The sequence below is a fragment of the Microbacterium sp. OR21 genome, from assembly GCF_047306785.1.
Classification (GTDB): Bacteria; Actinomycetota; Actinomycetes; order Actinomycetales; family Microbacteriaceae; genus Microbacterium; species Microbacterium esteraromaticum_E.
Genome location: NZ_JAZEXJ010000002.1, coordinates 804,682 through 827,210, shown reverse-complemented (window position 1 = coordinate 827,210; position 22,529 = coordinate 804,682). Strand labels below are relative to the sequence as shown.

General features: G+C 70.0%; 26 protein-coding genes. 10 read left to right on the top strand and 16 right to left on the bottom strand.

The genetic code is table 11. The features are described 5' to 3' along the window. Nucleotides 1-35 precede the first annotated feature (35 nt). Both V2S04_RS08455 and V2S04_RS08450 read left to right on the top strand, forming a co-directional pair. Nucleotides 36-1,418, top strand: coding sequence for a purine-cytosine permease family protein (locus V2S04_RS08455; protein ID WP_413638086.1), 1,383 nt, complete (start codon nucleotides 36-38; stop codon nucleotides 1,416-1,418). A 4-nt stretch (nucleotides 1,419-1,422) separates the two neighbouring features. Next, nucleotides 1,423-2,064 (top strand): cyclase family protein, encoded by a 642-nt coding sequence (locus V2S04_RS08450; protein ID WP_413638085.1) that lies wholly within the window; start codon nucleotides 1,423-1,425, stop codon nucleotides 2,062-2,064. 21 nt (nucleotides 2,065-2,085) lie between these two features. On the opposite strand, the gene V2S04_RS08445 is transcribed toward V2S04_RS08450, so the two are convergent. From V2S04_RS08445 to V2S04_RS08420, 6 genes are all read right to left on the bottom strand, one after another. After that, a complete protein-coding gene (locus tag V2S04_RS08445; RefSeq protein WP_413638084.1) occupies nucleotides 2,086-2,286 on the bottom strand; it encodes a hypothetical protein in 201 nt (66 codons plus the stop codon). Between the two features lie 91 nt (nucleotides 2,287-2,377). Further along, complete coding sequence (locus tag V2S04_RS08440) at nucleotides 2,378-2,596, bottom strand: helix-turn-helix domain-containing protein (RefSeq protein ID WP_413638082.1); 219 nt, start codon at nucleotides 2,594-2,596, stop codon at nucleotides 2,378-2,380. Next, entirely contained in the window at nucleotides 2,597-3,082 is a 486-nt protein-coding gene (locus V2S04_RS08435; RefSeq protein ID WP_413638080.1) for a DUF2975 domain-containing protein, read from the bottom strand. A gap of 181 nt (nucleotides 3,083-3,263) precedes the next feature. Next, a complete protein-coding gene (locus V2S04_RS08430) occupies nucleotides 3,264-4,862 on the bottom strand; it encodes an SDR family oxidoreductase (protein ID WP_413638079.1) in 1,599 nt (532 codons plus the stop codon). A gap of 143 nt (nucleotides 4,863-5,005) precedes the next feature. Then, a complete protein-coding gene (locus V2S04_RS08425) occupies nucleotides 5,006-7,183 on the bottom strand; it encodes a malate synthase G (RefSeq protein ID WP_413638077.1) in 2,178 nt (725 codons plus the stop codon). Further along, nucleotides 7,180-7,608, bottom strand: coding sequence for a GlcG/HbpS family heme-binding protein (locus tag V2S04_RS08420; RefSeq protein WP_413638076.1), 429 nt, complete (start codon nucleotides 7,606-7,608; stop codon nucleotides 7,180-7,182). Before V2S04_RS08420 ends, V2S04_RS08425 begins: the two co-directional genes overlap by 4 nt. A gap of 130 nt (nucleotides 7,609-7,738) precedes the next feature. Here V2S04_RS08420 and V2S04_RS08415 point away from each other — a divergent pair, with 130 nt between their 5' ends. The 3 genes from V2S04_RS08415 (at nucleotide 7,739) to V2S04_RS08405 (ending at nucleotide 10,860) form a co-directional block, all read left to right on the top strand. Further along, nucleotides 7,739-8,506, top strand: a complete 768-nt coding sequence (locus V2S04_RS08415; protein ID WP_413638075.1) for an IclR family transcriptional regulator — start codon at nucleotides 7,739-7,741, stop codon at nucleotides 8,504-8,506. A 93-nt stretch (nucleotides 8,507-8,599) separates the two neighbouring features. Beyond that, nucleotides 8,600-9,178, top strand: coding sequence for a PadR family transcriptional regulator (locus tag V2S04_RS08410; protein WP_413638074.1), 579 nt, complete (start codon nucleotides 8,600-8,602; stop codon nucleotides 9,176-9,178). A gap of 23 nt (nucleotides 9,179-9,201) precedes the next feature. Then, nucleotides 9,202-10,860: an ABC1 kinase family protein gene (locus V2S04_RS08405; protein ID WP_413638073.1), complete on the top strand. Its 1,659-nt coding sequence runs from the start codon at nucleotides 9,202-9,204 to the stop codon at nucleotides 10,858-10,860. Nucleotides 10,861-10,873: 13 nt separating this feature from the next. Here the strand turns inward: V2S04_RS08405 and V2S04_RS08400 are convergent, their stop codons facing one another. Both V2S04_RS08400 and V2S04_RS08395 read right to left on the bottom strand, forming a co-directional pair. Continuing rightward, nucleotides 10,874-11,869: a CNNM domain-containing protein gene (locus V2S04_RS08400; RefSeq protein WP_340088328.1), complete on the bottom strand. Its 996-nt coding sequence runs from the start codon at nucleotides 11,867-11,869 to the stop codon at nucleotides 10,874-10,876. Next, nucleotides 11,866-13,254 (bottom strand): hemolysin family protein, encoded by a 1,389-nt coding sequence (locus V2S04_RS08395; RefSeq protein WP_413638071.1) that lies wholly within the window; start codon nucleotides 13,252-13,254, stop codon nucleotides 11,866-11,868. The genes V2S04_RS08400 and V2S04_RS08395 overlap by 4 nt, the downstream gene beginning before the upstream one ends. Nucleotides 13,255-13,580: 326 nt before the next feature. Here V2S04_RS08395 and V2S04_RS08390 point away from each other — a divergent pair, with 326 nt between their 5' ends. Together V2S04_RS08390 and V2S04_RS08385 are read left to right on the top strand one after the other, a co-directional pair. Beyond that, a complete protein-coding gene (locus V2S04_RS08390) occupies nucleotides 13,581-13,958 on the top strand; it encodes an ArsR/SmtB family transcription factor (protein ID WP_413638069.1) in 378 nt (125 codons plus the stop codon). 1 nt (nucleotide 13,959) lies between these two features. Next, nucleotides 13,960-14,940 (top strand): SRPBCC family protein, encoded by a 981-nt coding sequence (locus V2S04_RS08385; protein ID WP_413638067.1) that lies wholly within the window; start codon nucleotides 13,960-13,962, stop codon nucleotides 14,938-14,940. 15 nt (nucleotides 14,941-14,955) lie between these two features. Here V2S04_RS08385 and V2S04_RS08380 read toward each other — a convergent pair whose 3' ends face one another. Then, the gene (locus tag V2S04_RS08380) at nucleotides 14,956-15,339 is read right to left on the bottom strand and encodes a DoxX family membrane protein (protein WP_099197047.1); all 384 of its coding nucleotides are present in this window, start codon (nucleotides 15,337-15,339) and stop codon (nucleotides 14,956-14,958) included. Nucleotides 15,340-15,435: 96 nt separating this feature from the next. Here V2S04_RS08380 and V2S04_RS08375 point away from each other — a divergent pair, with 96 nt between their 5' ends. Next, nucleotides 15,436-16,467, top strand: coding sequence for a mechanosensitive ion channel family protein (locus V2S04_RS08375; RefSeq protein WP_413638064.1), 1,032 nt, complete (start codon nucleotides 15,436-15,438; stop codon nucleotides 16,465-16,467). A gap of 3 nt (nucleotides 16,468-16,470) precedes the next feature. Here the strand turns inward: V2S04_RS08375 and V2S04_RS08370 are convergent, their stop codons facing one another. Genes V2S04_RS08370 through V2S04_RS08360 form a run of 3 tightly spaced genes read right to left on the bottom strand, consistent with a single transcriptional unit; the run spans nucleotide 16,471 to nucleotide 17,925 of the window. After that, on the bottom strand, nucleotides 16,471-16,851 hold the full coding sequence (locus V2S04_RS08370) for a hypothetical protein (RefSeq protein WP_413638062.1): 381 nt from the start codon (nucleotides 16,849-16,851) through the stop codon (nucleotides 16,471-16,473). 34 nt (nucleotides 16,852-16,885) lie between these two features. Beyond that, nucleotides 16,886-17,185, bottom strand: coding sequence for a DUF503 domain-containing protein (locus V2S04_RS08365; RefSeq protein WP_413638060.1), 300 nt, complete (start codon nucleotides 17,183-17,185; stop codon nucleotides 16,886-16,888). Nucleotides 17,186-17,214: 29 nt separating this feature from the next. Then, nucleotides 17,215-17,925, bottom strand: coding sequence for a ribonuclease H family protein (locus V2S04_RS08360; protein WP_413638058.1), 711 nt, complete (start codon nucleotides 17,923-17,925; stop codon nucleotides 17,215-17,217). A 54-nt stretch (nucleotides 17,926-17,979) separates the two neighbouring features. On the opposite strand from V2S04_RS08360, the gene V2S04_RS08355 reads away from it, so the two are divergent. Next, the gene (locus tag V2S04_RS08355; RefSeq protein WP_413638056.1) at nucleotides 17,980-18,288 is read left to right on the top strand and encodes a hypothetical protein; all 309 of its coding nucleotides are present in this window, start codon (nucleotides 17,980-17,982) and stop codon (nucleotides 18,286-18,288) included. A gap of 11 nt (nucleotides 18,289-18,299) precedes the next feature. Here the strand turns inward: V2S04_RS08355 and V2S04_RS08350 are convergent, their stop codons facing one another. From V2S04_RS08350 to V2S04_RS08335, 4 genes are all read right to left on the bottom strand, one after another. Continuing rightward, nucleotides 18,300-18,512, bottom strand: a complete 213-nt coding sequence (locus V2S04_RS08350; protein WP_413638054.1) for a hypothetical protein — start codon at nucleotides 18,510-18,512, stop codon at nucleotides 18,300-18,302. Nucleotides 18,513-18,573: 61 nt separating this feature from the next. Beyond that, nucleotides 18,574-19,476, bottom strand: a complete 903-nt coding sequence (locus tag V2S04_RS08345) for a VOC family protein (protein ID WP_413638052.1) — start codon at nucleotides 19,474-19,476, stop codon at nucleotides 18,574-18,576. A 38-nt stretch (nucleotides 19,477-19,514) separates the two neighbouring features. Then, nucleotides 19,515-19,877 carry a protealysin inhibitor emfourin gene (locus V2S04_RS08340; protein WP_413638051.1) on the bottom strand — a complete coding sequence of 121 codons (363 nt, stop codon included), beginning with the start codon at nucleotides 19,875-19,877 and terminating at the stop codon, nucleotides 19,515-19,517. Continuing rightward, nucleotides 19,849-20,928 (bottom strand): M4 family metallopeptidase, encoded by a 1,080-nt coding sequence (locus tag V2S04_RS08335; protein WP_413638049.1) that lies wholly within the window; start codon nucleotides 20,926-20,928, stop codon nucleotides 19,849-19,851. The genes V2S04_RS08340 and V2S04_RS08335 overlap by 29 nt, the downstream gene beginning before the upstream one ends. Nucleotides 20,929-20,997: 69 nt before the next feature. On the opposite strand from V2S04_RS08335, the gene V2S04_RS08330 reads away from it, so the two are divergent. After that, entirely contained in the window at nucleotides 20,998-22,506 is a 1,509-nt protein-coding gene (locus V2S04_RS08330; RefSeq protein ID WP_413638048.1) for an SDR family NAD(P)-dependent oxidoreductase, read from the top strand. Nucleotides 22,507-22,529: the final 23 nt, after the last annotated feature.

The window sequence follows — 22,529 nt, the reverse complement described above, 5'->3', positions numbered from 1 at the left end:
GCGAGCGCACGATCGCGAAGCGAAGGAGCTTTCCGATGTCCCTCTACTCCCGTCTCGAGCAGCGCCTGCAGACGCAGTCCGACGACGCGGGCCCGATCCGCGGCACGTACGCCACGGGTCGCCTGCTGATGATCTGGCTGGCCGCGAACCTCGTCGTCACCACCCTGCTGACCGGAACCCTCTTCGTGCCCGACGTGCCCTACGGGCTCGTGCTGCTGCTCATCATCGGCGGCACGGTCGCCGGCGCCGCCGTGCTCGTCGCGGTCGGCACCATCGGGCGCCGCACCGGCTTGCCCACCATGGCCCTCACGCGCGGGCCGTTCGGCATCCGGGGCAGCCTGCTGCCCGTCGCCGCGAACGTCATCATCCTCATGGGGTGGAGCTGGGTGCAGGCGATGCTCGCCGGCATCGCGCTCGACTACGTCGTGATGACCTTCACCGGCTTCTCGAACCCGATCGTCTTCGCGGTGCTCTGCCAGACGATCGTGGTGATCCTCGCGATCTTCGGCCACGCCGGCGTCGCCCGCGTCGAGCCGTGGTTCGCCGTGGTCATCCTCGCCATCGCTGCCTACATCTTCGTCACCGCGTTCACGACGTTCAGCCCCGCCGAGTTCTCGTCGATCGCCGCGCCCGCCGAGCCGTTCTACACCCCCGGCCTCGTCTTCGACGTCGTGCTCGCCACGGCCATCTCGTGGACGGTGCTGTCGGCCGACATCAACCGCCTCGGCCGCACCAACCGCGCCAGCATCGTCGGCGCCGGTGTCGGCTACACGCTGTCGACCATCATCTCGATGTCGCTCGGCGCCACCGCGATGGCGTACGTCATCCTGAACGGCGGGGAAGCCGTGCCCTTCGACCCGGTGACCATCATCGAGCCCTTCGGCTGGATCTTCGGCATCGCGATCTTCCTGTCAGTGATGGCCACCAACACCATGGTCGTCTACGGCATGGTGACGACCGTGGTGAACGCGGTGCCCGGAACGCGCATGCGGTTCCTGCCCACCGCCCTCGTGCTGGGTGTGATCTCGATCATCGGCGCGACGTTCTTCGGCCTGCTCAACCAGTTCACGACGTTCCTCGTGACGATCGGCGCGCTGTTCGCCCCGATCTTCGCGATCATGATCGTCGACTACTACCTCATCAAGCGCGGCTCGTACGACCGCGACATCCTCGCCGCGCGCACCGGCCGCTACTGGTACCTCGGCGGCATCAACTGGCTCGCCGTCGGCTCATGGGTCGTGGGCGCCGTGCTCGCCTACGTCTGGGCGTACGTCTTCCCGCTGCCGTTCGGCTCGACCGCGCCGGCGTTCGTGATCACGTTCGTGCTCTACCTGCTGGTCTCATGGCCGTCGCGCGCGAAGCAGGCGGCGCCGGTGGGCAACCTCGCCGACGAGCCCGTGCTGGCTGAGAGGGCGTGAGCGGGTGCTGCACGATCTGAGCCACCCGGCGACCGACGGGATGATGGTCTACCCCGGCGATCCGCACGTGGCGATCCGCCCGGCGCTGACCGTCGCGCAGGACGGCGTGCTCGTCGAGCGCGTCGAGATGGGCTCGCACACCGGCACGCACATCGACGCCCCGGCGCACACCGTCGCCGACGGGCGCACCATGGCCGACGTCCGCCTCGACGAGCTCGTCGGCGAGGCCCTCGTGCTGCACGTGCCGGGTCTGCGCGAAGGTCAGCGCTACGGATGGGAAGAGCTCGCCGCCACGGGTGACATCCCCGACGTCGTGCCTACCATCGTCATCATCGAAACCGGCTGGGCGCAGTGGTTCGGCGACGAGCGCGCCACCCGGCATCCGCATCTCGACGCCGCCGCGGCCGCCGAGCTGTGGCGACGGGGGATGCGTCTGCTCGCCGTCGACACGCTGAGTCCGGATGCCACGGGCGACGCCTCCGCCGACTTCCCCGTGCACGGGATCGTGCTCGGCGGCGACGGACTGATCGTCGAGAACCTGTGCGGTCTCGCCGACCTGCCGTCTCGCGTGCAGGTGGGATTCTTCCCGTTCACGCTGCAGGGCGACGGCGCGCCGGTGCGGGCGGTGGCGTTCCTGGACGACTGATCGCGCGGCTGAACCGGCGGTTCAGGGGATGTGCGTGAACTCGTCGCCGCGCTCGTCCAGCTGCTGGGCGGCCAGACGATCCTGCTGCTGCTCGTCGAACGTCGGCTCGCGGTCGTCGGGAGCGTCTTCGTCGGTGTCGGGAGTCTGCGCGTCGGTGCTGAGGTCGGGGTCGGTGCCCTCGGCCTTCATCGGGTCGGTCGGGAACGGCGTGGGGTCGGACATGATGGCTCCGATCGGTCGATTGAGGGTTCAGAGTCGCATCCTGCCGCGAATGCCGGATGCCCGTTGACAAACCGCGCCGTGCGCCGCAGGGTCACCGGGAGGGCTCGTCGGGCTCCCAGCGCAGCAGGTCGCCCGGCTGGCACTCGAGCGCCTGGCACAGGGCATCCAGAGTCGTGAATCGCACCGCCTTCGCGCGACCGTTCTTCAGCACCGCGAGATTGGTCGGGGTGATGCCGATGCGCTCGGCGAGCTCGCCGACACCCATCTTGCGGCGCGCGAGCATCACGTCGATGTCGACGATCACCGGCATTCAGATCACCTCACCCAGCTCGTCGCGCAGCGTGCGGGCCTCGTCTTCGCGCTCGATCGCCTGGCGCAGCAGCGCCTTCATCACGACGACGAGCAGCGCGAAGCCGGCGAGCACCAGCCCCGCGCCCGCGATCAGCGCAACGACACCCGGTGCGACCTCGCCCGGAGCGAGCAGGGCGGCGAGCAGGAAGGCCAGCGCGGCCGCACCGGCGATCGCGCCGATGATCACATCGACGTATCGGAACGACGAGGGCTGGAAGATCGCACCGCGCCGCACGCGGGTCAGCAGCAGCCACACGCACACCGCGAAGACCTGCATCGTCAGCACACCCAGCGCGGCGATCGACACCAGGGCGATGCGGCCCCACAGGGCCTCGCCCTCGAGGTCGCGCCACACGGCCGGGATGATCATCACCTGCACGACCAGCGAACCCGCCAGGGCGAGGGCGATCACGACCTGCAGCAGCAGGATCATTCCTCGGCGCATGACTCCTCCTCGTCGCGAAACAAGGAGAATCTATCGTTAATCGTTCGATCGCGCCAGGCGGTCGTTGTCGGCGGTTCGCGGGGGTAGGCGATCGAGCGGAGGTAGGACTCAACCCGCGCGGATCGACCTACGCCGGAGTGTTCGCCTACGCCGGAGTGTTCGCCTACGCCGGAGTGTTTGCCTACGCGGCTGAAGTCTCCTGCTCCTGCTCCTGCGCCGACGGCAGATCGGCCGCGGATGCCGTCTCGGCTGCCGCGGTGATCCGGGCCGCCATGCCCGAGAAGATGAACCCGTGGAAGGGTAGCACGGCCAGCCAGTACAGCCGGCCGAGCAGTCCTCGGGGGAAGAACACCGCGCGCTGCTCGTAGCGCGATCCGTCACCCTTCGGCAGGGCGCGCAGCTCGAGCCATGCCGATCCCGGCACCTTCATCTCGGCGCGCAGGCGCAGCAGCCCCTCGGGGTTCTGCTCGTCGGGCTCGTGCACTGCCTCGACGCGCCAGAAGTCCAGCGCATCGCCGACGGTTACCCGGCTGCGACTGCGACGGCCGCGGCGCAGGCCGACTCCGCCCACGAGGCGATCCATCAGCCCGCGCACCGCCCAGAGGAACCCCGACGAGTACCAGCCGTTCTGCCCGCCGATGCCGACGATCACCGTCCACAGCCGATCGAGCGGAGCCTTCGAATCCAGGGTGCGCTCATCGGTGAACACCGTGCGCCCGGCCCAATCCGGATCGCTGGGCAGCGGATCGCTGGGGGCGCCGCTGACCTCGGCATCCTGCCAGCTGGTCTCGATCGAGTCGTCGTCGAGCCGGCCCAGCGCCATCGCCACCGCCCGGCGGTACGGCATCAGCCCCTCCTCCGGCGGCGGGATGATCTCGTCGATGCGGTGATCCTTCACGATGCACTCGTTCTGCAGCGAGGCGACCAGCGGGCGGGCGATCGAGCGCGGCACCGGGGTCACCAGGTTGACCCAGTGCGAGGCGAGTTCGGGGGTCAGCACCGGCAGGGCGGCGATCGCGCGCTGCTTCAGCCCGGCCTCGAGCGCATAGCCGTTCATCATCTGCCCGTAGCGCAGCACGTCGGGCCCGCCGATGTCGACCGCCGTGTTCACCGACGGATCGATGCGGGCGGCGGCCAGCAGGTAGTGCAGCACGTCGCGGATCGCGATCGGCTGGATGCGGTTGCGCACCCACTTCGGCGCGGGCATATAGGGCAGCACGTCGGTCAGGTGACGGATCATCTCGAACGACGCCGATCCCGATCCGATCACCACCCCCGCCTGCAGCACGAGCGTCGGCACTCCGGATTCGAGGAAGATCTCTCCGACGCGCACTCGCGAGCGCAGGTGCGGCGACAGCTTCACGTCATCCGGATGCAGCCCGCCGAGGTACACGATCCGCTTCACGCCCGCCGCGGCCGCGGCATCCGCGACCGCCTGCGCCGCCGCCGAGTCCTTCTCTTCGAAGTCCTTGCCGCCGGTCATCGAGTGCACCAGGTAGTAGACGACGTCCACATCGCGGACGGCCTCGGCCACGGCATCCGGATCCTGCGCCTCACCCTCGACGATCTCGATGTCGCCACCCCACGGGAACGACGCCGCGCGCGCCGCGTCGCGGGCGAGCGCCCGCACCCGGTACCCGGCGTTCAGCAGCCGCGGGGTGAGCCGGCCGCCGATGTACCCGGTCGCGCCGATGACAAGAGCGCGAGGCGCTGTGCCGTCGTCGCGCGGCACCGCGCGCAGCTGCGATTCACGGCCGGTGGGTGCGCTGAGGTCGCTCATGTTCCGAGAGTACGACCGGATGCCAGGCCGCGGAAGCGCTTGACGCGGGGCGCGACGTCTGCCAGTGCCCGCGTCCCGGCGGGCGCCCGACACAGACAGAGGGGGCGGATGCCGCAGCATCCGCCCCCTCGTGACAACCGGGCTCAGGCCGACGCCTGCTCGGCCTTCTTCTCGCGACGCAGGCCGTGCAGCAGCGGCTCGGTGTATCCGCTGGGCTGCGCGGCGCCCTCGACGATCAGGCGACGGGCGGCGGTGTACGCGATGCCCGGCTTGTCGCCGTCGGCGAAGGCGAGCTTCTCGTAGTTCGGGTCGCCGGCGTTCTGCTCGTCGACCACGACGGCCAGGCGGCGCAGGCTGTCGTCGATCTGCTCTTCGGTGATCACGCCGTGCTGCAGCCAGTTCGCCAGCAGCTGGCTCGAGATGCGCAGGGTGGCGCGGTCTTCCATGAGCCCCACGTCGTGGATGTCGGGCACCTTCGACACTCCGATGCCCTGGTCGATCCAGCGCACCACGTAGCCGAGGATCGACTGCACGTTGTTGTCGATCTCCTGCGTGACGACCTCGGGGGTCAGGTCGCCCTCGCCGGCGAGCGGCGGAACGAGCAGCGCGTCCAGCGCCTCCTCTCCGGTGGGGGTGAGCGTCGCGCGCACAGCCATCGGGTCGACCTGGTGGTAGTGCAGGGCGTGCAGGGTGCCGGCGGTGGGCGAGGGCACCCACGCGGTCGACGCACCAGACTTCGGGTGCGCGATCTTCTTCTCGAGCATGTCGTGCATGAGGTCGGGCTCGGCCCACATGCCCTTGCCGATCTGCGCGTGCCCGTCGAGGCCGCACTCCAGGCCGATCGAGACATTGCGGTCTTCGTACGCCTTCATGAACGGCTGCTGCTTGATGAGCGCCTTCGGCAGGAAGGGACCGGCGTGCAGGGAGGTGTGGATCTCGTCGCCGGTGCGGTCGAGGAAGCCGGTGTTGATGAACACGACGCGGTCGGATGCCGCGGCGATGGCCGCCTTGAGGTTCGCCGAGGTGCGGCGCTCCTCGTCCATGATGCCGATCTTCATCGTGCGCGCCGGCAGGCCCAGCAGCTGCTCGGCGCGGCCGAACAGCTCGGCGGCGAAGGCGACCTCTTCGGGGCCGTGCATCTTCGGCTTGACGATGTACATCGACCCGGTGCGCGAGTTGGTGCCCTTGTTCGGTCCCTCGAGCTCGGGCAGCGAGCCGAGCGAGGTCATGATGGCGTCGAGGATGCCCTCGAACACCTCCTCGCCGTTGCGGTCGAGCACGGCCGGGGTGCGCATGAGGTGGCCGACGTTGCGGATGAACAGCACCGCGCGACCGGGCAGGGTCAGCTCGCCGCCGTCGGCCGTGCGGTAGACGCGGTCGGCGTTGGGCACGCGGGTGAAGGTGCGGCCGTTCTTGGTGACCGACTCGCTGATCGAGCCGTCCATGAACCCGCGCCAGTTGCGGTAGCCCAGGGCCTTGTCGTCGCCGTCGACCGCCGCGACCGAGTCCTCCAGGTCGAGGATCGTCGTGATGGCCGACTCGAGGACGATGTCCTGCACGCCCGCGACATCCGTCGTGCCGATGCGGCCCGAGCGGTCGATGACGATCTCGGCGTGCAGGCCGTGGTGCACGAGCAGCACGGCGGTCGGAGCATCCGCCGCGCCGGTGTAGCCCGCGAAGCCGGCCGGGTCGGCCAGGCGGCGGTCGCCGCCCTCGGTGCGCACGATCAGGCCGTCGCCGTCGACGGCGTAGCCGGTGGCGTCGCGGTGTGATCCCTCGGTGAGCGGGGCGATCTGGTCGAGCAGCTCACGGCCGCGCTCGACGACCGCGGCGGCGCGGGTGTAGTTGAACTCCCTGCCGGGGGCCAGCTCGCCGGTCTGGTCGATCGCGTCGGTGCCGTATAGCGCGTCGTACAGCGAGCCCCAGCGGGCGTTCGCGGCGTTGATCGCGAAGCGGGCGTTCAGCAGCGGCACCACCAGCTGCGGGCCCGACATCGAGGCGATCTCGGGGTCGACGTTCTCGGTGGTCACCGACACCTTCTCGGGCACCGGCACCAGGTAGCCGATCTCGGTGAGCAGGGCGCGATAGGCGTCCTTGTCCGGCAGGCCCGGGTTCTCGCGGTGGAAGTCGTCGATCCTCTTCTGCAGCTCGTCGCGCTTCGCAAGCAGCTCTGCATTGCGGGGGCCGAGTTCGTGGATGATCGCACTGGCGCCGGCCCAGAACTCGTCGATGTCGCGCCCGCTCTCGGCGAGCGCCGCCTCGGCGAACTCGACGATAGGGGCGGCGACCGAGAGATCGGCGCGACTGAGGTGCGAGGTCATAGTTCCATTCCTTCTGTTCGAGCGCCGATCCGGCGCAGGGTCTCGAGGGCGATCTCCGCGTCTTGAGCGGGGGTGCCGCCGGCGACACCGAGACCGCCGGCGTGCTGTTCGCCGAAGTAGATGGGCAGGCCGCCGTCGATCGTCGTCAGCAGGCCGCCCGTCCCGAGCGGCAGCGCGACGGCGACCGCTTCGGGGATCAGGGCGGTGCGACGACGGGTGGATGCCGCGGTCGCGGCCTTGCGACGGCTGGTCTCCACGCTGTGCGGCGTCGCGCCGTCGGCCATGCCGAAGGCGATCACGGTCATCGACGGGTCGGCGACCGAGACCACGGGACGCACGCCCCGCTCGGCACCGATCTGCATTGCGAGGTCGACCGCCCGTGCCGCCGTGGCATAGGTGACGGCGACGATCTGGCGAGTCGTCATGTCATTCCCCTCTAAAAGTGCAGTTCCAGATTAGGCAACAGTGCATCTTTCGGAGTGCCGATTTCATATGATGGAACTCATGGTGGGAACAGCTGAAACCCCAGATCGAGGAACCTCGTCGAACGGTTCCGTGCCCGCCGGAACGGTGCAGTCGGTGACGCGCGCGTTCTCGCTGCTCGAGGCGCTGTCGGCATCCGGAGGCGAGGCGTCGCTGGCATCCATCGCCGGGCGCACGGGGCTGGCGGTGCCGACCGCGCACCGGCTGCTCGGCACGCTCAACCATCTCGGCTACGTGCGTCAGCTCGAAGACCGGCGCTACGCGCTCGGCGCCAGCCTGATCACGCTCGGCCGGCACGCCGTGCCCCCGCTCGCCGACGCCGCCCAGCCGCTGCTGCGCCGGCTCGAAGACCAGTTCCACGAGACGGCGAACTTCGCCGTGCTCGACGGCGACCTCGTGCTGTACGCGGGCCAGGTGGCGTCGCGTCAGCGCATGCGCATGTTCACCGAGATCGGCCGGCGTGTGCTGCCGCACTCGACCGGTGTGGGCAAGGCGATGCTGTCGACCATGCCCGAGCGGCAGGTGCGCGCCCTGATCACCCGCACCGGCCTTCCCCGGTTCACGCCGCAGACCATCACCGACGAAGAGACGTTCATCGCCGATCTGCGTCGCGCGCGCGCACGCGGCTTCGCCGCCGACGACAGCGAGCAGGAGGTCGGCGTGCGGTGCATCGCCGTCTCGGTGAAGGGAATCGGCCAGCCCGCCGCCGTCTCGGTCTCGGGGCCGGCGGCGCGCATCAACGACGCGACCGTGGTCGAGGTCGTGCGGGCGCTGCGCGAAGCCGCCGACGAGCTGACCGAGCTCGCCGCCGAGCGCGGCGTGGCCGACCAGGGCCTCTGAGACCTGCGGAGTTGCCGTGAGCGGCCCAGAAACCCTTGCCGGACGACACCCAACGACATATCGTTGAGCATCGTTCAACAACAGGAGGTCATCATGAACGGATCGTTCCCCTCCAGTGGGTTCAACTTCGGCTCCAGCAACGGCGCGGGAAATCCGCTCGCCGGCGTGTGGGAGGCCGTCGAGCAGCTGCGCACCGGATTCGAGCAGCGCACCGGCGGCTCGCGCATGGCTCGCGGAGACGTGCGCGCGGCGGTCATTTCGCTGCTCGCCGAGCGCCCCATGCACGGCTACCAGATCATCAGCGAGATCAGCGAGCGCTCGGGCGGGGCGTGGAAGCCCAGCGCCGGGTCGGTCTACCCGACCCTGCAGCTGCTCGCAGACGAGGGCGTCATCACCGCCGACGAGCAGGCGGGCCGCAAGACGTACTCGCTCACCGAGGCCGGCGTCGCCGAGTCGGAGGAGCTCGCCACCAAGCCCGCGCCGTGGGAGGGTGCCGGTCAGCGCGGCACCCGCGCGCCCGGGCACGGCAGTGGCCTGGCGAAGGCGGGCATGGAGCTCGCCAGCGCCGCCGCGCAGCTCGGTCGCAGCGGCACGCCGGAGCAGGTGAAGGAGGGCGTCGAGATCCTCGAAGACGCCCGGCGTAGGCTGTACGCGATCCTCGCCGAGGGGTGACCCCCGCAGAAGGGAGCACGGGCTTGCAGCAGACTCCCCAGCACCGGGCTCGCTATCGGCGCATCCTGCGCTTCGCGGCGCGTGCGTTCGTGCAGATCTGGTGGTTCGAGCTGGTGCTGCCCCGAATCGGGCTGGCCCACGTCGCCGACCGGACGCGAGAGGGGCGGATGCTGCGGCTCGCCCGTCGCTTCCGCGCGCTCGCCGTCGACCTCGGCGGACTGATGATCAAGGTCGGCCAGTTCATGTCGTCGCGCCTCGACGTGCTGCCGCCCGAGATCACCGCCGAGCTCGCCGACCTGCAGGACGAGGTGCCCGCCGAGACGTTCGACGACATCCGCGCGGCCGCTGAGGCGGAGCTCGGGATGCCCCTGGCGCACGCGTTCGCGACATTCGATCCGGTGCCGGTGGCAGCGGCATCCCTCGGCCAGGCGCACCGCGCCACCCTCTCGGCGATCGACGCGGCCGACACCGGACTCGACCGGGTGATCGTGAAGGTGCAGCGCCCCGGCATCGACCGGATCGTCGCGGTCGACCTCGCGGCCCTGCGCCGGGTGGCGCGCTGGGCGCAGCGGGTGCGCATCGTGGCATCCCGCGTCGACGCGCCTGCGCTCGTCGAGGAGTTCGCCCAGACCTGCCAGGAGGAGATCGACTACCTGCACGAGGCGGCGAGCGCCGAGCGCTTCGCCGAGGACTTCGCTGCGGATGCCCGGGTCGGCGCCCCCGCAGTGGTCTGGGAGCGGTCCACCCGCCGCGTGCTCACGCTCGAAGACGTCACCGCGATCAAGATCAGCGACACCGCCGCCCTGCGCGCGACCGGGATCGACCCCGCCGAGGTCGCGCAGGTGTTCGCGCAGGTGATGCTCGACCAGGTCTTCACGCACTCGTTCGTGCACGCCGACCCGCACCCCGGCAACATCTTCGTCACCCCGCTGGCCGACGCCTCGTGGCGGTTGACGTTCATCGACTTCGGGATGATGGCGGAGGTGCCCGACGGCATCCGCGCCGGCCTGCGCACCCTGGTGATCGCCGTGGCCGGCCGCGACAGCCGGGGGATGATCGCCGCCGCGCAGCAGATCGGCGTGCTGCTGCCGTCGACGAACACCGCCGAGCTCGAGCGCGCCCTCAGCATGCTGTTCGCGCGGTTCGGCGGGATGGGCTTCAACGAGCTGCGCGACGTCGACCCGCGCGAGCTGCAGAAGTTCGGCATGGAGTTCGGCGAGACCGTGCGGTCGCTGCCCGTGCAGTTCCCCGAGAAGCTGCTGCTGCTTCTGCGCGCCGTGTCGCTCACCTCGGGCATGTGCAGCGCACTCGACCCGGCCTTCAACATCTGGGAGCCCGTCGAGCCGTACGCCACCAAGCTGCTGCGCGACGAGAGCGGCAACCTCATGCAGGACCTCGGCGCGCAGGCGATGTCGAACATGTCGTCGATGTGGCGGCTGCCCGCCCGTGTCGACGGCGTGCTCGACCGCCTCGACTCGGGCTCGCTGACGTTCGACATCTCGAGCCTCGAGCTGCGGCTCGACCGCATCATCCGGGTCGCGTACCGCGCGGTGTCGGCCGTGCTGTTCGGCGGGATGCTGATCGGCGGCGTGCTGCTGCTCGAGCCCGCCTCGGGCTGGGGCGTCGCGCTGATGTGCGTGTCGGTGCTGCCGCTGCTGCACGCCCTGTTCGGGAAGCGGTAGCGCCGGCGGATGGTCAGGCGGGGAGGACCTCCCGCAGCAGGTCGTCGAGGGTGACGACGCCGAGCAGGCGGTCGTCGTCGACGACGGTCGCGAGCTGCACGCGCGCCCGGCGCATCCGGGTCAGCGCGTCGTACGCCGACGCCGACGGCGCGAGCACGAACGCCTCCCGCGCGATCGCCGACGCGGGGGTGTGCGGCGGCGTGGAGAGCGTGTCGCGCACATGCGCCACGCGCGACGTCGGGCCCTCGCCCACCAGGATCCGCAGGTGGCTCGACTGCGCGGCCACGGCCTGCAGGTCGGCGACGGTGGCCGTCGCGGCGACCGAGGTCGGCACGCGGTCGGTGCGCACGATGTCGCCGACGGTCAGGGTGCTGAGGTCGATCACGTTGGCGATCGGCGCGGAGTACACCTCTTCGAGCGTGCCGGCGGCACGCGAGTGCGCCACGAGCTCGCGGATCGTATCGGCATCCTGACCGCCCGCCGCGGCTTTCTCGACCGGCTCGACACCCGAGGCCTTCACGAGCCGGTTCGCCATGTGGTTGATCCACAGCAGGAACGGGCGCAGCGGCCAGGTGAGCGCGCGGGCCGCGAGGCCCGTGGCCTTCGCCGCCGTCTCGGGGTGCGCGATCGCCCACGACTTCGGCGCCATCTCGCCGATGACGAGGTGCAGGAAGGTGACCGCGATCAGCGCGATCACGAACGCGACGACGTCGGCGAGCACGTATGACAGGCCCCACTGCTCGAAGACCGGCGCCAGCGCGTAGTCGATCGCGGGCTTCGTGATCGCCCCGAGGGCGAAGGTGCAGGCCGTGATGCCGAGCTGAGCGAAGGCGAGCATGACCGTGAGCTCGTTCACTCCGCGCAGAGCCGCGCGTGCCGAGGCGCTGCGGTCGGCCTCCTCCTCCAGGCGATGCCGCCTGGCGGCCAGCAGGGCGAACTCGACGATCACGAAGAACGCGCTCGCGAGGATCAGGGCTGCGGTGATGATCGTCACCATCCACCAGCTCATGACGCCACCTCCTCGTTCGAGCCGTCGTGTTCGTCGAGATCGAGCTCATGCAGGCGCACACTCAAGCGCGACGGCACGAGTCGGGCCACCTCCGTCACCTCGACATCCAGCCAGCGCTCGATGCGGATGCCCTGGATCGTCTCGGCCGCCTTCTCGGGGATGTCGATGCGCAGCGTGGTGCCCACGGGCGGCAGGTCGCCGTGCACCCGGATCACCAGGCCCGCGATCGTCTCGTCGTCGTCGCGCGTGAGGTCGTGGCCGATGAGGCGCTCGACCTCGTCGAGGTGCACGTCTCCGGGCAGGGTCCAGTGCTGTTCGCCCAGGTGCACGACGCCCTGCGTGGGAATGTCGTGTTCGTCGGAGATCTCGCCGATGACCTCCTCGGTGAGGTCTTCGATGGTGAGGACCCCGTCGAAGTTGCCGTACTCGTCGACGACGCACGCCAGCTCGTTGCGCGTCTGCCGCATCCGCTGCAGCGCCGCGGGAAGCGGCATCGTGGCGGGCAGCACGACCGCCTCGCGCATCATCTCGGTGACCGGGGTGTCGTCGCGGTGACCACCGCGCAGCACATCGATCAGCTCGACCACCCCGATCGGCGCACCCTGGTCGTCGACCACGGGGTAGCGGGTGTGCCCGGTCGCCATCAGCGCGCGCACCGCGCCGACGGTGGTCTGCGGCGAGACGGCGTCGGTCTGGGATCGCGGGATCATCGCGTGCTCGACGTCGCGCTGAGGGAAATCGAGGATGCGGTCGATGATCATCGACAGATCGTCGGGCAGGTCGCCGCTGCTGCGCGACTCATCGATGATCGCCTCGAGATCGCGCGCGGTTGCGCTCGCGTCGACGTCTTCGAGCGGCTCGATCCGGGCCAGGCGCAGCAGGGCGTTGGCGGTCATGTCGAACACGGTGATCAGCCATCCGAACAGCATCAGGTAGATGCGCGTGGGCACCGCGAGGGCGCGGGCCAGCGGTTCGGAGTTCGCGATGGCGAGGTTCTTGGGGTAGAGCTCGCCGAAGATCATCGTCACGATCGTGGCCAGCAGCAGAGCGCCGATGGTGCCGATCGTGATCGAGACGGCCGGGGGGATGCCCGCTCCGCCGAGCAGCGTGCCGATCGATTCGCCGATCAGCGGTTCGGCGACGTAGCCGATCAGCAGACCCGTGACGGTGATGCCGAGCTGGGCGCCCGAGAGCATGAACGACGTGCGCTTCGTGATCGCCAGCACGCGCTTTGCCTGGGCGTCGCCCTTCTCGGCCCTCGCCGCCATGCGCGAGCGGTCGACCGACATGTACGCGAACTCCTGTGCGACGAAGAAGCCGCAGGCGGCGATGATCGCCAGCGTCAGGAGGATGCCGACGAGCAGTGTCAGCGCGGCAGCCAGCATCCCGGATCACCCCCTCTCTCAGCGAGGGGGTCGGAAGATCGACCCTCCTGGTCGGGGGAGGTGCGCGAAGTGCTCACGGGTGTTCTTTCTGTAGGGCACGGGTGGGCGTTCGAAGAGTATCCAGCACCCCTATCGGCGGGCTGAGAATCCCGCAGTCTCGCGCCCCCCTCCTGCGTCGAGAGCACCACATGTCGCCGAGTGCACCGCGTGTTTGCGTCGACAGGTCGTGCACTCGGCGAGGTGCCGTGCACTCGACGCGCGGGGGTCGGAGCCAGGGGGGAAGAAGTTCTTGACACGGGCATCCGCTGGAATTATCGTACAACCAAATGGTTGTACGAACTGAACTCAGCGAAGCGGAGATCGACCGTGTGTTCCATGCACTCGCGATCTCGACCCGGCGTGACATCCTGCGGCGGACGATCGAGCGCGAGCATTCCGTCTCCACGCTCGCGAGCGACTACGAGATGTCGTTTGCGGCGGTGCAGAAGCATGTCGCCGTCCTCGAAGAGGCCGGCCTCATCGTCAAGCGCGCTGAGGGACGCGAGCGGCTCGTCCGCGCGAACCCCGAGATGATCGCCTGTGCGCGGGCGCTTCTCGCCCGATACGAAGAGCTGTGGCGGGCACGCATCGCCCGGCTCGATGACCTGCTGGCCGAGAAGCCGACCGCCTCGGCCGGCTCGGACGAATCCAACGAAGGAGTCTGAAATGCCTGTCACCGACATCATCACCGATCACGAGAACCTGACGATGACCGTCATCGCCGATCTCGCCGCTCCGATCGAGCGCGTCTGGGGCGTCTACAGCGACCCCGAGCAGCTCGGTCGTTTCTGGGGCCCTCCCGGATGGCCGGCGACCTTCACCTCGTGGAACCACGAGGTCGGCGGCCGCGCCACCTACACGATGCACGGCCCGCGCGGCGAGAAGGCATCGGGCTACTGGGAGTTCCTCGCCATCGAGAAGCCGCACCGCTTCGAGGTGCTCGACGGCTTCAGCGACGAGCAGGGAACCCCGAACGACGACCTGCCCGCGATGCGCATGGAGTTCACCTTCGAGTCCACCCCCACGGGCACCCGGATGCGCAACACCAGCCACTTCGTCTCGCTCGAGGCGCTCGAGCAGGTCGTCGCGATGGGCGCCGTCGAGGGCACCCGTATGGCGATGTCGCAGCTGGATGCCGTGCTGCAGGATCTGCGCGACTATGCCCAGGGCAAGGGCACGCGCGTCGAGCTGCTCGACGACACCCACGTGCGCATCACCAGGCTCGTCGAGGGCCCGCGCGAGCTGGTCTGGCGCGCGCACACCGAGCCCGAGCTCATCAGGCAGTGGATGCTCGGACCCGACGGGTGGGAGATGACCGAGTGCGTCGTCGGCAATGAGCCCGGCGAGACCTACCGCAACTCGTGGGCGCCCATCGGCGACACCGAGGGCGAGCCGTTCGGGTTCGAGGGCGAGACGCTGCTCGTCGACGCCCCACGTCGCGCGGTCACGACCGAGCGGATGCAGGGCACCGACGGCCCCGAGACGCTGAACGACCTGAATCTCTATGAGGAGGACGGCGCGACGCTCGTCACGGTGCTCATCGAGTACCCCGACAAGGAGACCCGCGACATGATCCTCGCCACCGGCATGGCCGATGGCATGGAGGCCTCGTACCGGCGGCTCGAATCGGCCGTGCTCGCCGTCTGACCGGATCGGGCTCGATCAGCCGCGGCGGGTGCTCCACAGCGCGAGCCAGACGAGCACCGGCTGGAAGAACAGCCGCGCGAAGCGCTTCATGTCGGTGTCGAGCCCGAACCCGTCGCGGTGGTGCGTCCACTGCGACACGTTGCCCGGGAAGATCGCGATGAAGAACAGCGCCGTCAGCACCCCGACCAGCCGGCGCTGCCGCCACGCGAACAGCAGCGCGGTGCCGAGACCCACCTCGACGACGCCGGATGCCACGACCGTGGTGTCGGGGTCGACGGGCACCCAGTCGGGCACCTGCGCGCGGAACTCCCGGCGCGCGACGGTGAGGTGACTGACCCCGGCGAAGGCGAGGAAGCCGCCGAGGGCGATACGGGCGAGAGTGCGTGCGGTGCCGGCCATGTCCCGATCGTACGCGGGCGCGGCGGCGGGCGGCACGGATGCGCCGGAATCACCGCGCACTCAGGAACGCCCGCCCCCGCCACCTACGGTGGAGGGATGCTCGATTGGACCTCGTGGACCGGAACCGCCGTCGCCGTCGTCATCGCCCTGGCCGCGGCGATGGCCGCCGTGCTCGCCCTGCACACGATCACCTCGCTGCTCAGCCGCAAGGCTGCTTGGGTGCGCGACCTCGATCGCAGAGCCCGACGCCCGTGGGCGGTGGTGTGCCTCATCGTCGCGCTCTGGATCGCCGGAGCGGTCAGCCAGCCGGCGCGCGAGGAGTGGTGGCCAGGAGTCTCGCACCTGCTGCTGATCGGCACGATCCTCGCAGGTGCCTGGCTGCTCGCCACGGTCGCCTCGTTCGCGTTCGAGGGCCTGCTCACCCGCGAGAAGGTGACGTTCTCGGGCGCCGACCTGCGCCGCCGCCGCACGCAGATCCTCATCATCCAGCGGCTCACGGTCGTGCTGATCGCCGTCGTGGCCGTCGGCATGGCGCTGTTCTCGTTCCCCGCCCTGCGGGTGGTCGGCACGAGCGTGCTCGCCTCGGCCGGCATCGTCTCGGTGATCGCGGGCCTCGCAGCCCAGTCGATCTTCGGCAACCTCATCGCCGGCATCCAGATCGCGTTCACCGACTCGATCCGGGTCGGCGACGTCGTCGTGATCAACGGGGAGTTCGGCCGGATCGGCGAGATCAACCTCTCGTACGTCGTCGTCTACGTCTGGGACGAGCGGCGCCTGATCATCCCGTGCAGCTACTTCACGACCAACGTCATCGAGACCTGGACGCGTCGCTCGGACGCGATCCTCGGCACCGTCTACCTCGACCTCGACTGGCGGGTGCCGATGGATGCCGTGCGCGCGCGGTTCGACGAGATCGTCGCCGGATCGGATGCCTGGGATCGCCGCAGCAGCGGCGTGGTCGTCACCGACTCGCAGGGCGGCTTCGTCACCGTGCGCTTCACGGTCTCGGCCAAGGACTCGGACGATCTGTGGACGTTGCGCTGCGCGGTGCGCGAGCAGATGATGACCTGGCTGCAGCAGGAGCATCCGGAAGCGCTGCCGCGCACTCGGGTCGCGCTCGAGAGCTGACGGTCAGTCGCGCGTCGACCACAGCGCGAGCATCACGAGCACGGGCTGCAGGAACAGCCGCCCGAACCGCTTCATCTCGGTGTCGAGCCCGGGGGCGCTGCGGTGGTGCGTCCACTGGGTCACGTTGCCGGGGAGGACGGCGACGAGGAACGCGGCGACGAGACGGCCGGCCAGGCGCCGCCGGCGGCGGCTGAGCAGCATCGCCGATCCGAGCGCGATCTCGACCGCTCCGGATGCCACCACCGTCGTATCCGGGTCGCCGGGCACCCAGTCGGGGACCGCGACCTGGAACCCGCGCCGGGCGAAGCTCAGATGCGCGATGCCAGTGAACAGCAGGATCCCGCCGAGAGCGGTACGGGTGATCGTCTGCGGAGTGGTCGCCATCCCGCGAGTGTACGCATCGGCGCGGGCCGGCGCGTCATTCGTCGGTGCTGGAATGCAGGCCGCGCCGGGCGGAGAGCAGCGTCACCTCGGGATGCTGCTCGACCAGCATCCGCTCGGCCTGATCGAGCACGTCGCGCACGTGCGAGGCGTGCGTCGCGACGACCGAGACCCCGATCAGCGCGCGACGGTGCAGGTCCTGCGCGCCCACCTCCGCGGCAGCGGCCTCGGTGCGATGGCTGAGGTCGGCGATGATCGGCCGGATCACACTGCGCTTCTGCTTGAGCGAGTGGACATCGCCGAGCAGGATGTCGAGTTCGATCCAGCCGATCCACATGGCGTCAGTCTGACATCCTCTGAGCGGTCTCAGATCAGTCGACGCAGCGCGTCTTCGAGCGAGATGCCCTGCGCGTCGGCGCGGTCGCGCAGCCGGGCGTGCTCGGCGGCGGTCAGCGAGACGGTGAGCTCGAGCGGGGCGGATGCCGCGGACTCGTCGAGCCCGTCGAGAAGATCGGCGGGCTCGGCCCACAGCGGCGCGGTGTCGGGAGTCGCGCCCGCCGAGCTGGAGGCCGACACGGCCATCGCCCCGGCGAGAGCGGCACCGGCATCGGCGGCGGAGGCGAAGCCGGGGCCCCGCCGCGGCTCCTGCTTCTGCTGGTAGGCCTTCGCCGCAGCGTTCGCTCGCTCGTCGGCGGCTTCGTTCAGCGGATGCCCGGCATGCCCCTTCACCCACGAGAACTCGACGTCACGGCCGCGCATCGCCTCGTCGATGCCCTCGAGCAGGTCGCGGTTGAGCACCGGCGCGCCGTCGGCCTTGCGCCAGCCGCGGCGCTTCCACCCCGGCATCCACTTCGTCACCGAGTCGATGACGTAGCGCGAGTCGCATTCGATGACGAGCTTCTCGTCGACGCCGGCGGTCGCGCGCAGCAGCTCGAGCACCGCCTGCAGCTCGCCCTGGTTGTTCGTGCCGTGGGGTGAGCCGCCCGCGGCCCAGCGGTCGTCGTCGATGTACCAGGCCCAGCCGTTCGGGCCCGGATTGCCGAGGGCGGAGCCGTCGGCGGCGGCGGTGATCGTCATCCTTCAACCGTAGGGCGTCGGTGAGACACCGCCTGCAGTGGGTACCCTCGAGGAGTGACCGGATTCGCGCTGAAGACCGTGATCATCGTGGTCGTGATCGCGCTGGTCGTGATCGTCGTCGCGCGCATGTTCCACCGGCCCGCCGCAGACTCGGCTCGCACGCAGGGCTCCGAGCGGCGGATGCCTCTGCTCGCCTGGCTGGGAGCGGCCGTGCTTCTCGCGGCCGGGTTCTTCCTCGCGCTGGTGTCGTTCACCTCGCGGTACACCGACGACCTGCTGCCGATGCGGATCGCCGCGGTGGTCTCGCTGCTGGCCGGCGGGGCGGTGCTGTTCTTCGCGTCACGTCGGGCGCGCCGGCGCTGACGGTCGGGGGACTACTCGCCCGCGTCGGCGACGTCGGTCGCTTCTGGCGCCGGCGCCTTCACCGGGAACACGATCGTGGAGTACTGCGCGCTGAGGCCTACATCCATCAGATCGAGCGACGGCGCCTCGTCGAGCCGCTCGGTCGGACTCGTCTCGTCGAGCGGCTCACCGGGCAGTGCGGCCCACGCGCTGGGCTCCTGCGGCTTCTGTGTGAACAGTCCCATGTCCTCATTCTCGTCCGCCGCGCGTCCGCAAGGGCCGAACGGGGGCCCGACTTCGGCCGATTCAGAAGTCGGCGATCACCAGCTTCTTCATCTCGAGCATCCGCTGGTACGCGCCCGGCTTCGCCAGCAGCTCGCCGATGCTCTCGGGCACCACCTGCCAGCTCACTCCGTACCGGTCGACCAGCCAGCCGCACTGCTCGGCCTCCGGCACGGCCGACAGGGCATTCCAGAAGTGATCGATCTCGGCTTGATCCGCGCAGCGGATCTCGAGCGAGACGCCGGGCGTGAACCCGAACTCGTGTCGCACGTTCGAGTCCATGAACGAGAACCACTGGTCGCCGATGCGGAACTCGCCGATCATCACGCTGCCCGCCGCGGCGGTGCCGGACGCCTCGGGGTACTCCACGACCATGCCCACAGCCGCGTCGTCGAACAGCGACAGATAGAAGTCGACGGCCTCGCGGGCCTTGTCCTGCGCGTCGCCCGAGAACATGATCTGCGTGATCACAAAGGGCCGAGGCGCGCCGGTCGGATCGGTGAGCATGAGCTGCCAGCTGACGCCGTACCTGTCCTGCACCCAGCCGTAGTGCGGGCTGAACGGGTACTCGCCGAGCGGCATGAGAGCCTGCCCGCCGTCAGACAGCGCGGCCCAGGTCTCATCGAGTGCGGCACGCGCGGCATCGGCGTCGCCGTCGAACAGCTTCGGGTCGAAGTTCAGCATGAACGAGATCGACGGTGTCGGGTGGAACGTGTCGTCGGAGTTGATCATCGTGATGCGGAACCCGGCCACATCGAGCTCGACGACCACCGGCTCGCCCTCCAGCCCCTTCTGGAAGTCGGGCAGCTCGTCGGGGTAGCGCATCGCGACCTGAGCGGTCGTGCGCGGCAGCGCCCGGCTGTAGAACTCGCCGGCCTCGCCCGCGTCGCCGGCGAACCAGAGGTTGGGAACAATCTTCTGGGTCATGGCCACTCCATCGTGGTGTCGGCGCCTGTCGGTGGATCTCAGGGCTTGTCGTCGTCGGCGTCGGTCTCGGCGTCGGCGTCGCGCACCGCGTCGACGAGCTCCCGCCACGCGCCCTCGAGGCGGGTGTCGGGAACGACCTGCTCGCGCTGCTCATCGCGCACGCGCGCATGGATGCTCCACACGTAGCGGTCGGCGCCGCGGGCATCCGGATCCAGACGTTCCTGCCACGGACAGCGGTCGACGAGCTCCATCCACGTCGGAACCTGCTCCGGGGCGGGCTCTGCCCGCCAGCGGCGGCGGAGCCCGGCGATGCCGCCGGTGCGCACGACCGCGACGACGATGCGATCCTGCGCACCGTCTGCTGCCGCACCGTCAGCGGCGTTCTCGATCTCGTGCACCATCGATGACTCCGACCGCGGTCCACGCGTCGCGGACCGCTGACTCCACGGTAGACCCGATCTCGGCCGCAGCGGTGATCGTCTTCTCGGCGAACTCTGTGAAGCCGGCAGTCGACGACAGACCTGAGGTGAGCGCGCGGTACCAGGCGAGCCCCGCGCCCTGCCACGCGTTGCCGCCGATCGCCCGCGCGGCCAGTGCGAACGCCCGGTTCGGGATGCCGGAGTTGATGTGCACGCCGCCGTTGTCCTCCACGGTCTGCACGTAGTCGTCCATGTGCGCGGGCTGCGGGTCTCTGCCGAGCTCATCGTCGTCGTAGGCGGTGCCCGGCTCGACCATCGAGCGCAGGGCACGCCCCTGCACAGCATCCGTGAAGATGCCCGCGCCGATCAGCCAGGACGCCTGGTCGGCCGTCTGTCCGAGCAGATGCTGCTCGGTGAGGGCGCCGAGCACGTCGGCGATCGACTCGTTGAGCGCGCCCGACTGGTCGCGGTACACCAGCCCCGCCGTGCTCTGGATCACCCCGTGACCCAGCTCGTGCCCGATGACCGACACCGAGCGCGTGAAGCCGACGAACACCTCGCCGTCGCCGTCGCCGAACACCATGCGCGAGCCGTCCCAGAACGCGTTGTCGTAGTCCTCGCCGTAGTGCACCGTCGCGTTCAGCGGCGCCCCCGCGCCGTCGAGCGAGTCGCGTTCGAACGCCTCGAGCAGCAGCCGGAACGTCGCGCCGAGCCCGTCGAACGCCTCGTTCACCGCGACGTCGGCCACCGGCTCGTCGTCTTCGGCGCGCACGATCACGCCCGGCAGGGTCTCGGTGTTCTGCGCGTCGAAGATCGTGCGCGTGGGAGCCGACGTGACCTCGGCCACCAGATCGCCGTTCTCGTCGATCGACAGCTCGAGCGCGGCGTGGAACGCCGGCCGGCCCGCGATGAGCGTCTGCCGCGCCGCCGCGGCGGCGTGCGGGTACCGCTCGGACCGCGCCAGCTGGGCCAGCAGATAGCCCGGCACGATGCCCTGGTGAACGGACGGGTGCGCAGCATCGAAGGTGCTCATGTGCCGACCCTACGCCGGGGCGCCGACAACGCCCAGGGGGTCACAGGTGGGCCGCGTAGAATCGGCCCAATGACCGATGCCCCCTCGCTGCCCGCCTCCGGCATCGACCCCGACGACCTCGCCACCACCCTGCGGGTGCTCGCCTCGCTCGATGAGGTCGATCAGCAGCATCCGGACTACCTCGCCGTGCGCCGCGCCACCGCCAACATGTTCAAGGCCGTCAAGCGCGCGCGTCGCAAGGAGATCCGGGATGCCATCGCCGAGGCCGACAAGGCCGTCGTCGCGCGCACCGCGACCGGCGCCCCCGACCGCATCGACGACGAGACGCGCGGGCTCGACCTGGCATCAAGCGTCGTCGACGCGCCCATCGCCGGTGAGCTGCTCAAACCCCGCAACTGTTACATCTGCAAGCAGCCGTACACGCTCGTCGACGCGTTCTACCACCAGCTCTGCCCCGAGTGCGCCCGCTTCAGCCACGGCAAGCGCAACGCCCGCACCGACCTGACCGGCAAGCGCGCGCTGCTCACCGGGGGACGGGCGAAGATCGGCATGCACATCGCGCTGCGCCTGCTGCGCGACGGCGCTCACCTGACCATCACGACCCGCTTCCCTCGTGACGCGGTGCGGCGGTTCTCGTCGCTGCCGGATGCCGCCGACTGGCTGCACCGCCTGCGCGTCGTCGGCATCGATTTGCGCGACCCCGCCCAGGTGATCGGGCTCGCTGACTCGGTCGCAGCTCAAGGTCCGCTCGACATCCTCATCAACAACGCCGCTCAGACCGTGCGCCGCTCGCCGGGCGCGTACTCGCTGCTCGCGGATGCCGAGCTGCAGCCCCTGCCCGACGGACCGCTGCCCGAGATGGAGACGTTCGGGCACACCGCCGACCCGCACCCGCAGGCGCTGCAGGCCTCCGTCGACGCGCACCCGCTGCTGTCGGTCGCGGCCCTCGGCGGCACGGTCGCCGAGCAGGGCGGGCAGGCGCTCACGGCCGAGGATCTCGCGCGTCTGGCGATGGCGCCCGGATCGTCGTCGCTGGTCAAGCACGCCGACGGCACGGCGATCGACGCGGGCGGGCTGGTGCCCGACGTGAACCGGGTGAACAGCTGGGTGCAGTCGGTGGATCAGGTCGACCCGCTCGAGATGCTCGAGGTGCAGCTGTGCAACACCATGGCTCCCTTCCTGCTGATCAGCAGGCTTCGGGCGTCGATGGCGGCGTCGCCCGCCCGCCGCAAGTACATCGTCAACGTCTCGGCCATGGAGGGGCAGTTCTCGCGCAGGTACAAGGGCCCGGGGCATCCGCACACCAACATGGCCAAGGCCGCGCTGAACATGCTGACCCGCACCAGCGCCGGCGAGATGCTCGAGACCGACGGCATCCTGATGACCGCCGTCGACACCGGGTGGATCACCGACGAGCGCCCGCACTTCACGAAGGTGCGCCTGGCGGAAGAGGGCTTCCACGCCCCGCTCGACCTCGTCGACGGCGCGGCGCGCGTGTACGACCCGATCGTGCAGGGCGAGGCGGGCGTCGACCTGCAGGGCGTGTTCCTGAAGGACTACCGGCCCAGCCCCTGGTGACCTGACGGCGTGCGCCGTGCAGG

Bases quoted from the DNA above. Each gene is read 5' to 3' on its own strand.
- V2S04_RS08430 (WP_413638079.1), bottom strand. From the start codon at position 4,862: ATGAGCGACCTCAGCGCACCCACCGGCCGTGAATCGCAGCTGCGCGCG.
- V2S04_RS08400 (WP_340088328.1), bottom strand. From the start codon at position 11,869: ATGAGCTGGTGGATGGTGACGATCATCACCGCAGCCCTGATCCTCGCG.
- V2S04_RS08365 (WP_413638060.1), bottom strand. From the start codon at position 17,185: ATGTGGATCGGCTGGATCGAACTCGACATCCTGCTCGGCGATGTCCAC.
- V2S04_RS08335 (WP_413638049.1), bottom strand. From the start codon at position 20,928: ATGAGCACCTTCGATGCTGCGCACCCGTCCGTTCACCAGGGCATCGTG.
- V2S04_RS08420 (WP_413638076.1), bottom strand. From the start codon at position 7,608: ATGACGACTCGCCAGATCGTCGCCGTCACCTATGCCACGGCGGCACGG.
- V2S04_RS08375 (WP_413638064.1), top strand. From the start codon at position 15,436: ATGCTCGATTGGACCTCGTGGACCGGAACCGCCGTCGCCGTCGTCATC.
- V2S04_RS08455 (WP_413638086.1), top strand. From the start codon at position 36: ATGTCCCTCTACTCCCGTCTCGAGCAGCGCCTGCAGACGCAGTCCGAC.
- V2S04_RS08425 (WP_413638077.1), bottom strand. From the start codon at position 7,183: ATGACCTCGCACCTCAGTCGCGCCGATCTCTCGGTCGCCGCCCCTATC.
- V2S04_RS08410 (WP_413638074.1), top strand. From the start codon at position 8,600: ATGAACGGATCGTTCCCCTCCAGTGGGTTCAACTTCGGCTCCAGCAAC.
- V2S04_RS08390 (WP_413638069.1), top strand. From the start codon at position 13,581: ATGGTTGTACGAACTGAACTCAGCGAAGCGGAGATCGACCGTGTGTTC.
- V2S04_RS08445 (WP_413638084.1), bottom strand. From the start codon at position 2,286: ATGTCCGACCCCACGCCGTTCCCGACCGACCCGATGAAGGCCGAGGGC.
- V2S04_RS08435 (WP_413638080.1), bottom strand. From the start codon at position 3,082: ATGCGCCGAGGAATGATCCTGCTGCTGCAGGTCGTGATCGCCCTCGCC.
- V2S04_RS08395 (WP_413638071.1), bottom strand. From the start codon at position 13,254: ATGCTGGCTGCCGCGCTGACACTGCTCGTCGGCATCCTCCTGACGCTG.
- V2S04_RS08330 (WP_413638048.1), top strand. From the start codon at position 20,998: ATGACCGATGCCCCCTCGCTGCCCGCCTCCGGCATCGACCCCGACGAC.
- V2S04_RS08380 (WP_099197047.1), bottom strand. From the start codon at position 15,339: ATGGCCGGCACCGCACGCACTCTCGCCCGTATCGCCCTCGGCGGCTTC.
- V2S04_RS08385 (WP_413638067.1), top strand. From the start codon at position 13,960: ATGCCTGTCACCGACATCATCACCGATCACGAGAACCTGACGATGACC.
- V2S04_RS08345 (WP_413638052.1), bottom strand. From the start codon at position 19,476: ATGACCCAGAAGATTGTTCCCAACCTCTGGTTCGCCGGCGACGCGGGC.
- V2S04_RS08440 (WP_413638082.1), bottom strand. From the start codon at position 2,596: ATGCCGGTGATCGTCGACATCGACGTGATGCTCGCGCGCCGCAAGATG.
- V2S04_RS08370 (WP_413638062.1), bottom strand. From the start codon at position 16,851: ATGGCGACCACTCCGCAGACGATCACCCGTACCGCTCTCGGCGGGATC.
- V2S04_RS08360 (WP_413638058.1), bottom strand. From the start codon at position 17,925: ATGACGATCACCGCCGCCGCCGACGGCTCCGCCCTCGGCAATCCGGGC.
- V2S04_RS08350 (WP_413638054.1), bottom strand. From the start codon at position 18,512: ATGGGACTGTTCACACAGAAGCCGCAGGAGCCCAGCGCGTGGGCCGCA.
- V2S04_RS08340 (WP_413638051.1), bottom strand. From the start codon at position 19,877: ATGGTGCACGAGATCGAGAACGCCGCTGACGGTGCGGCAGCAGACGGT.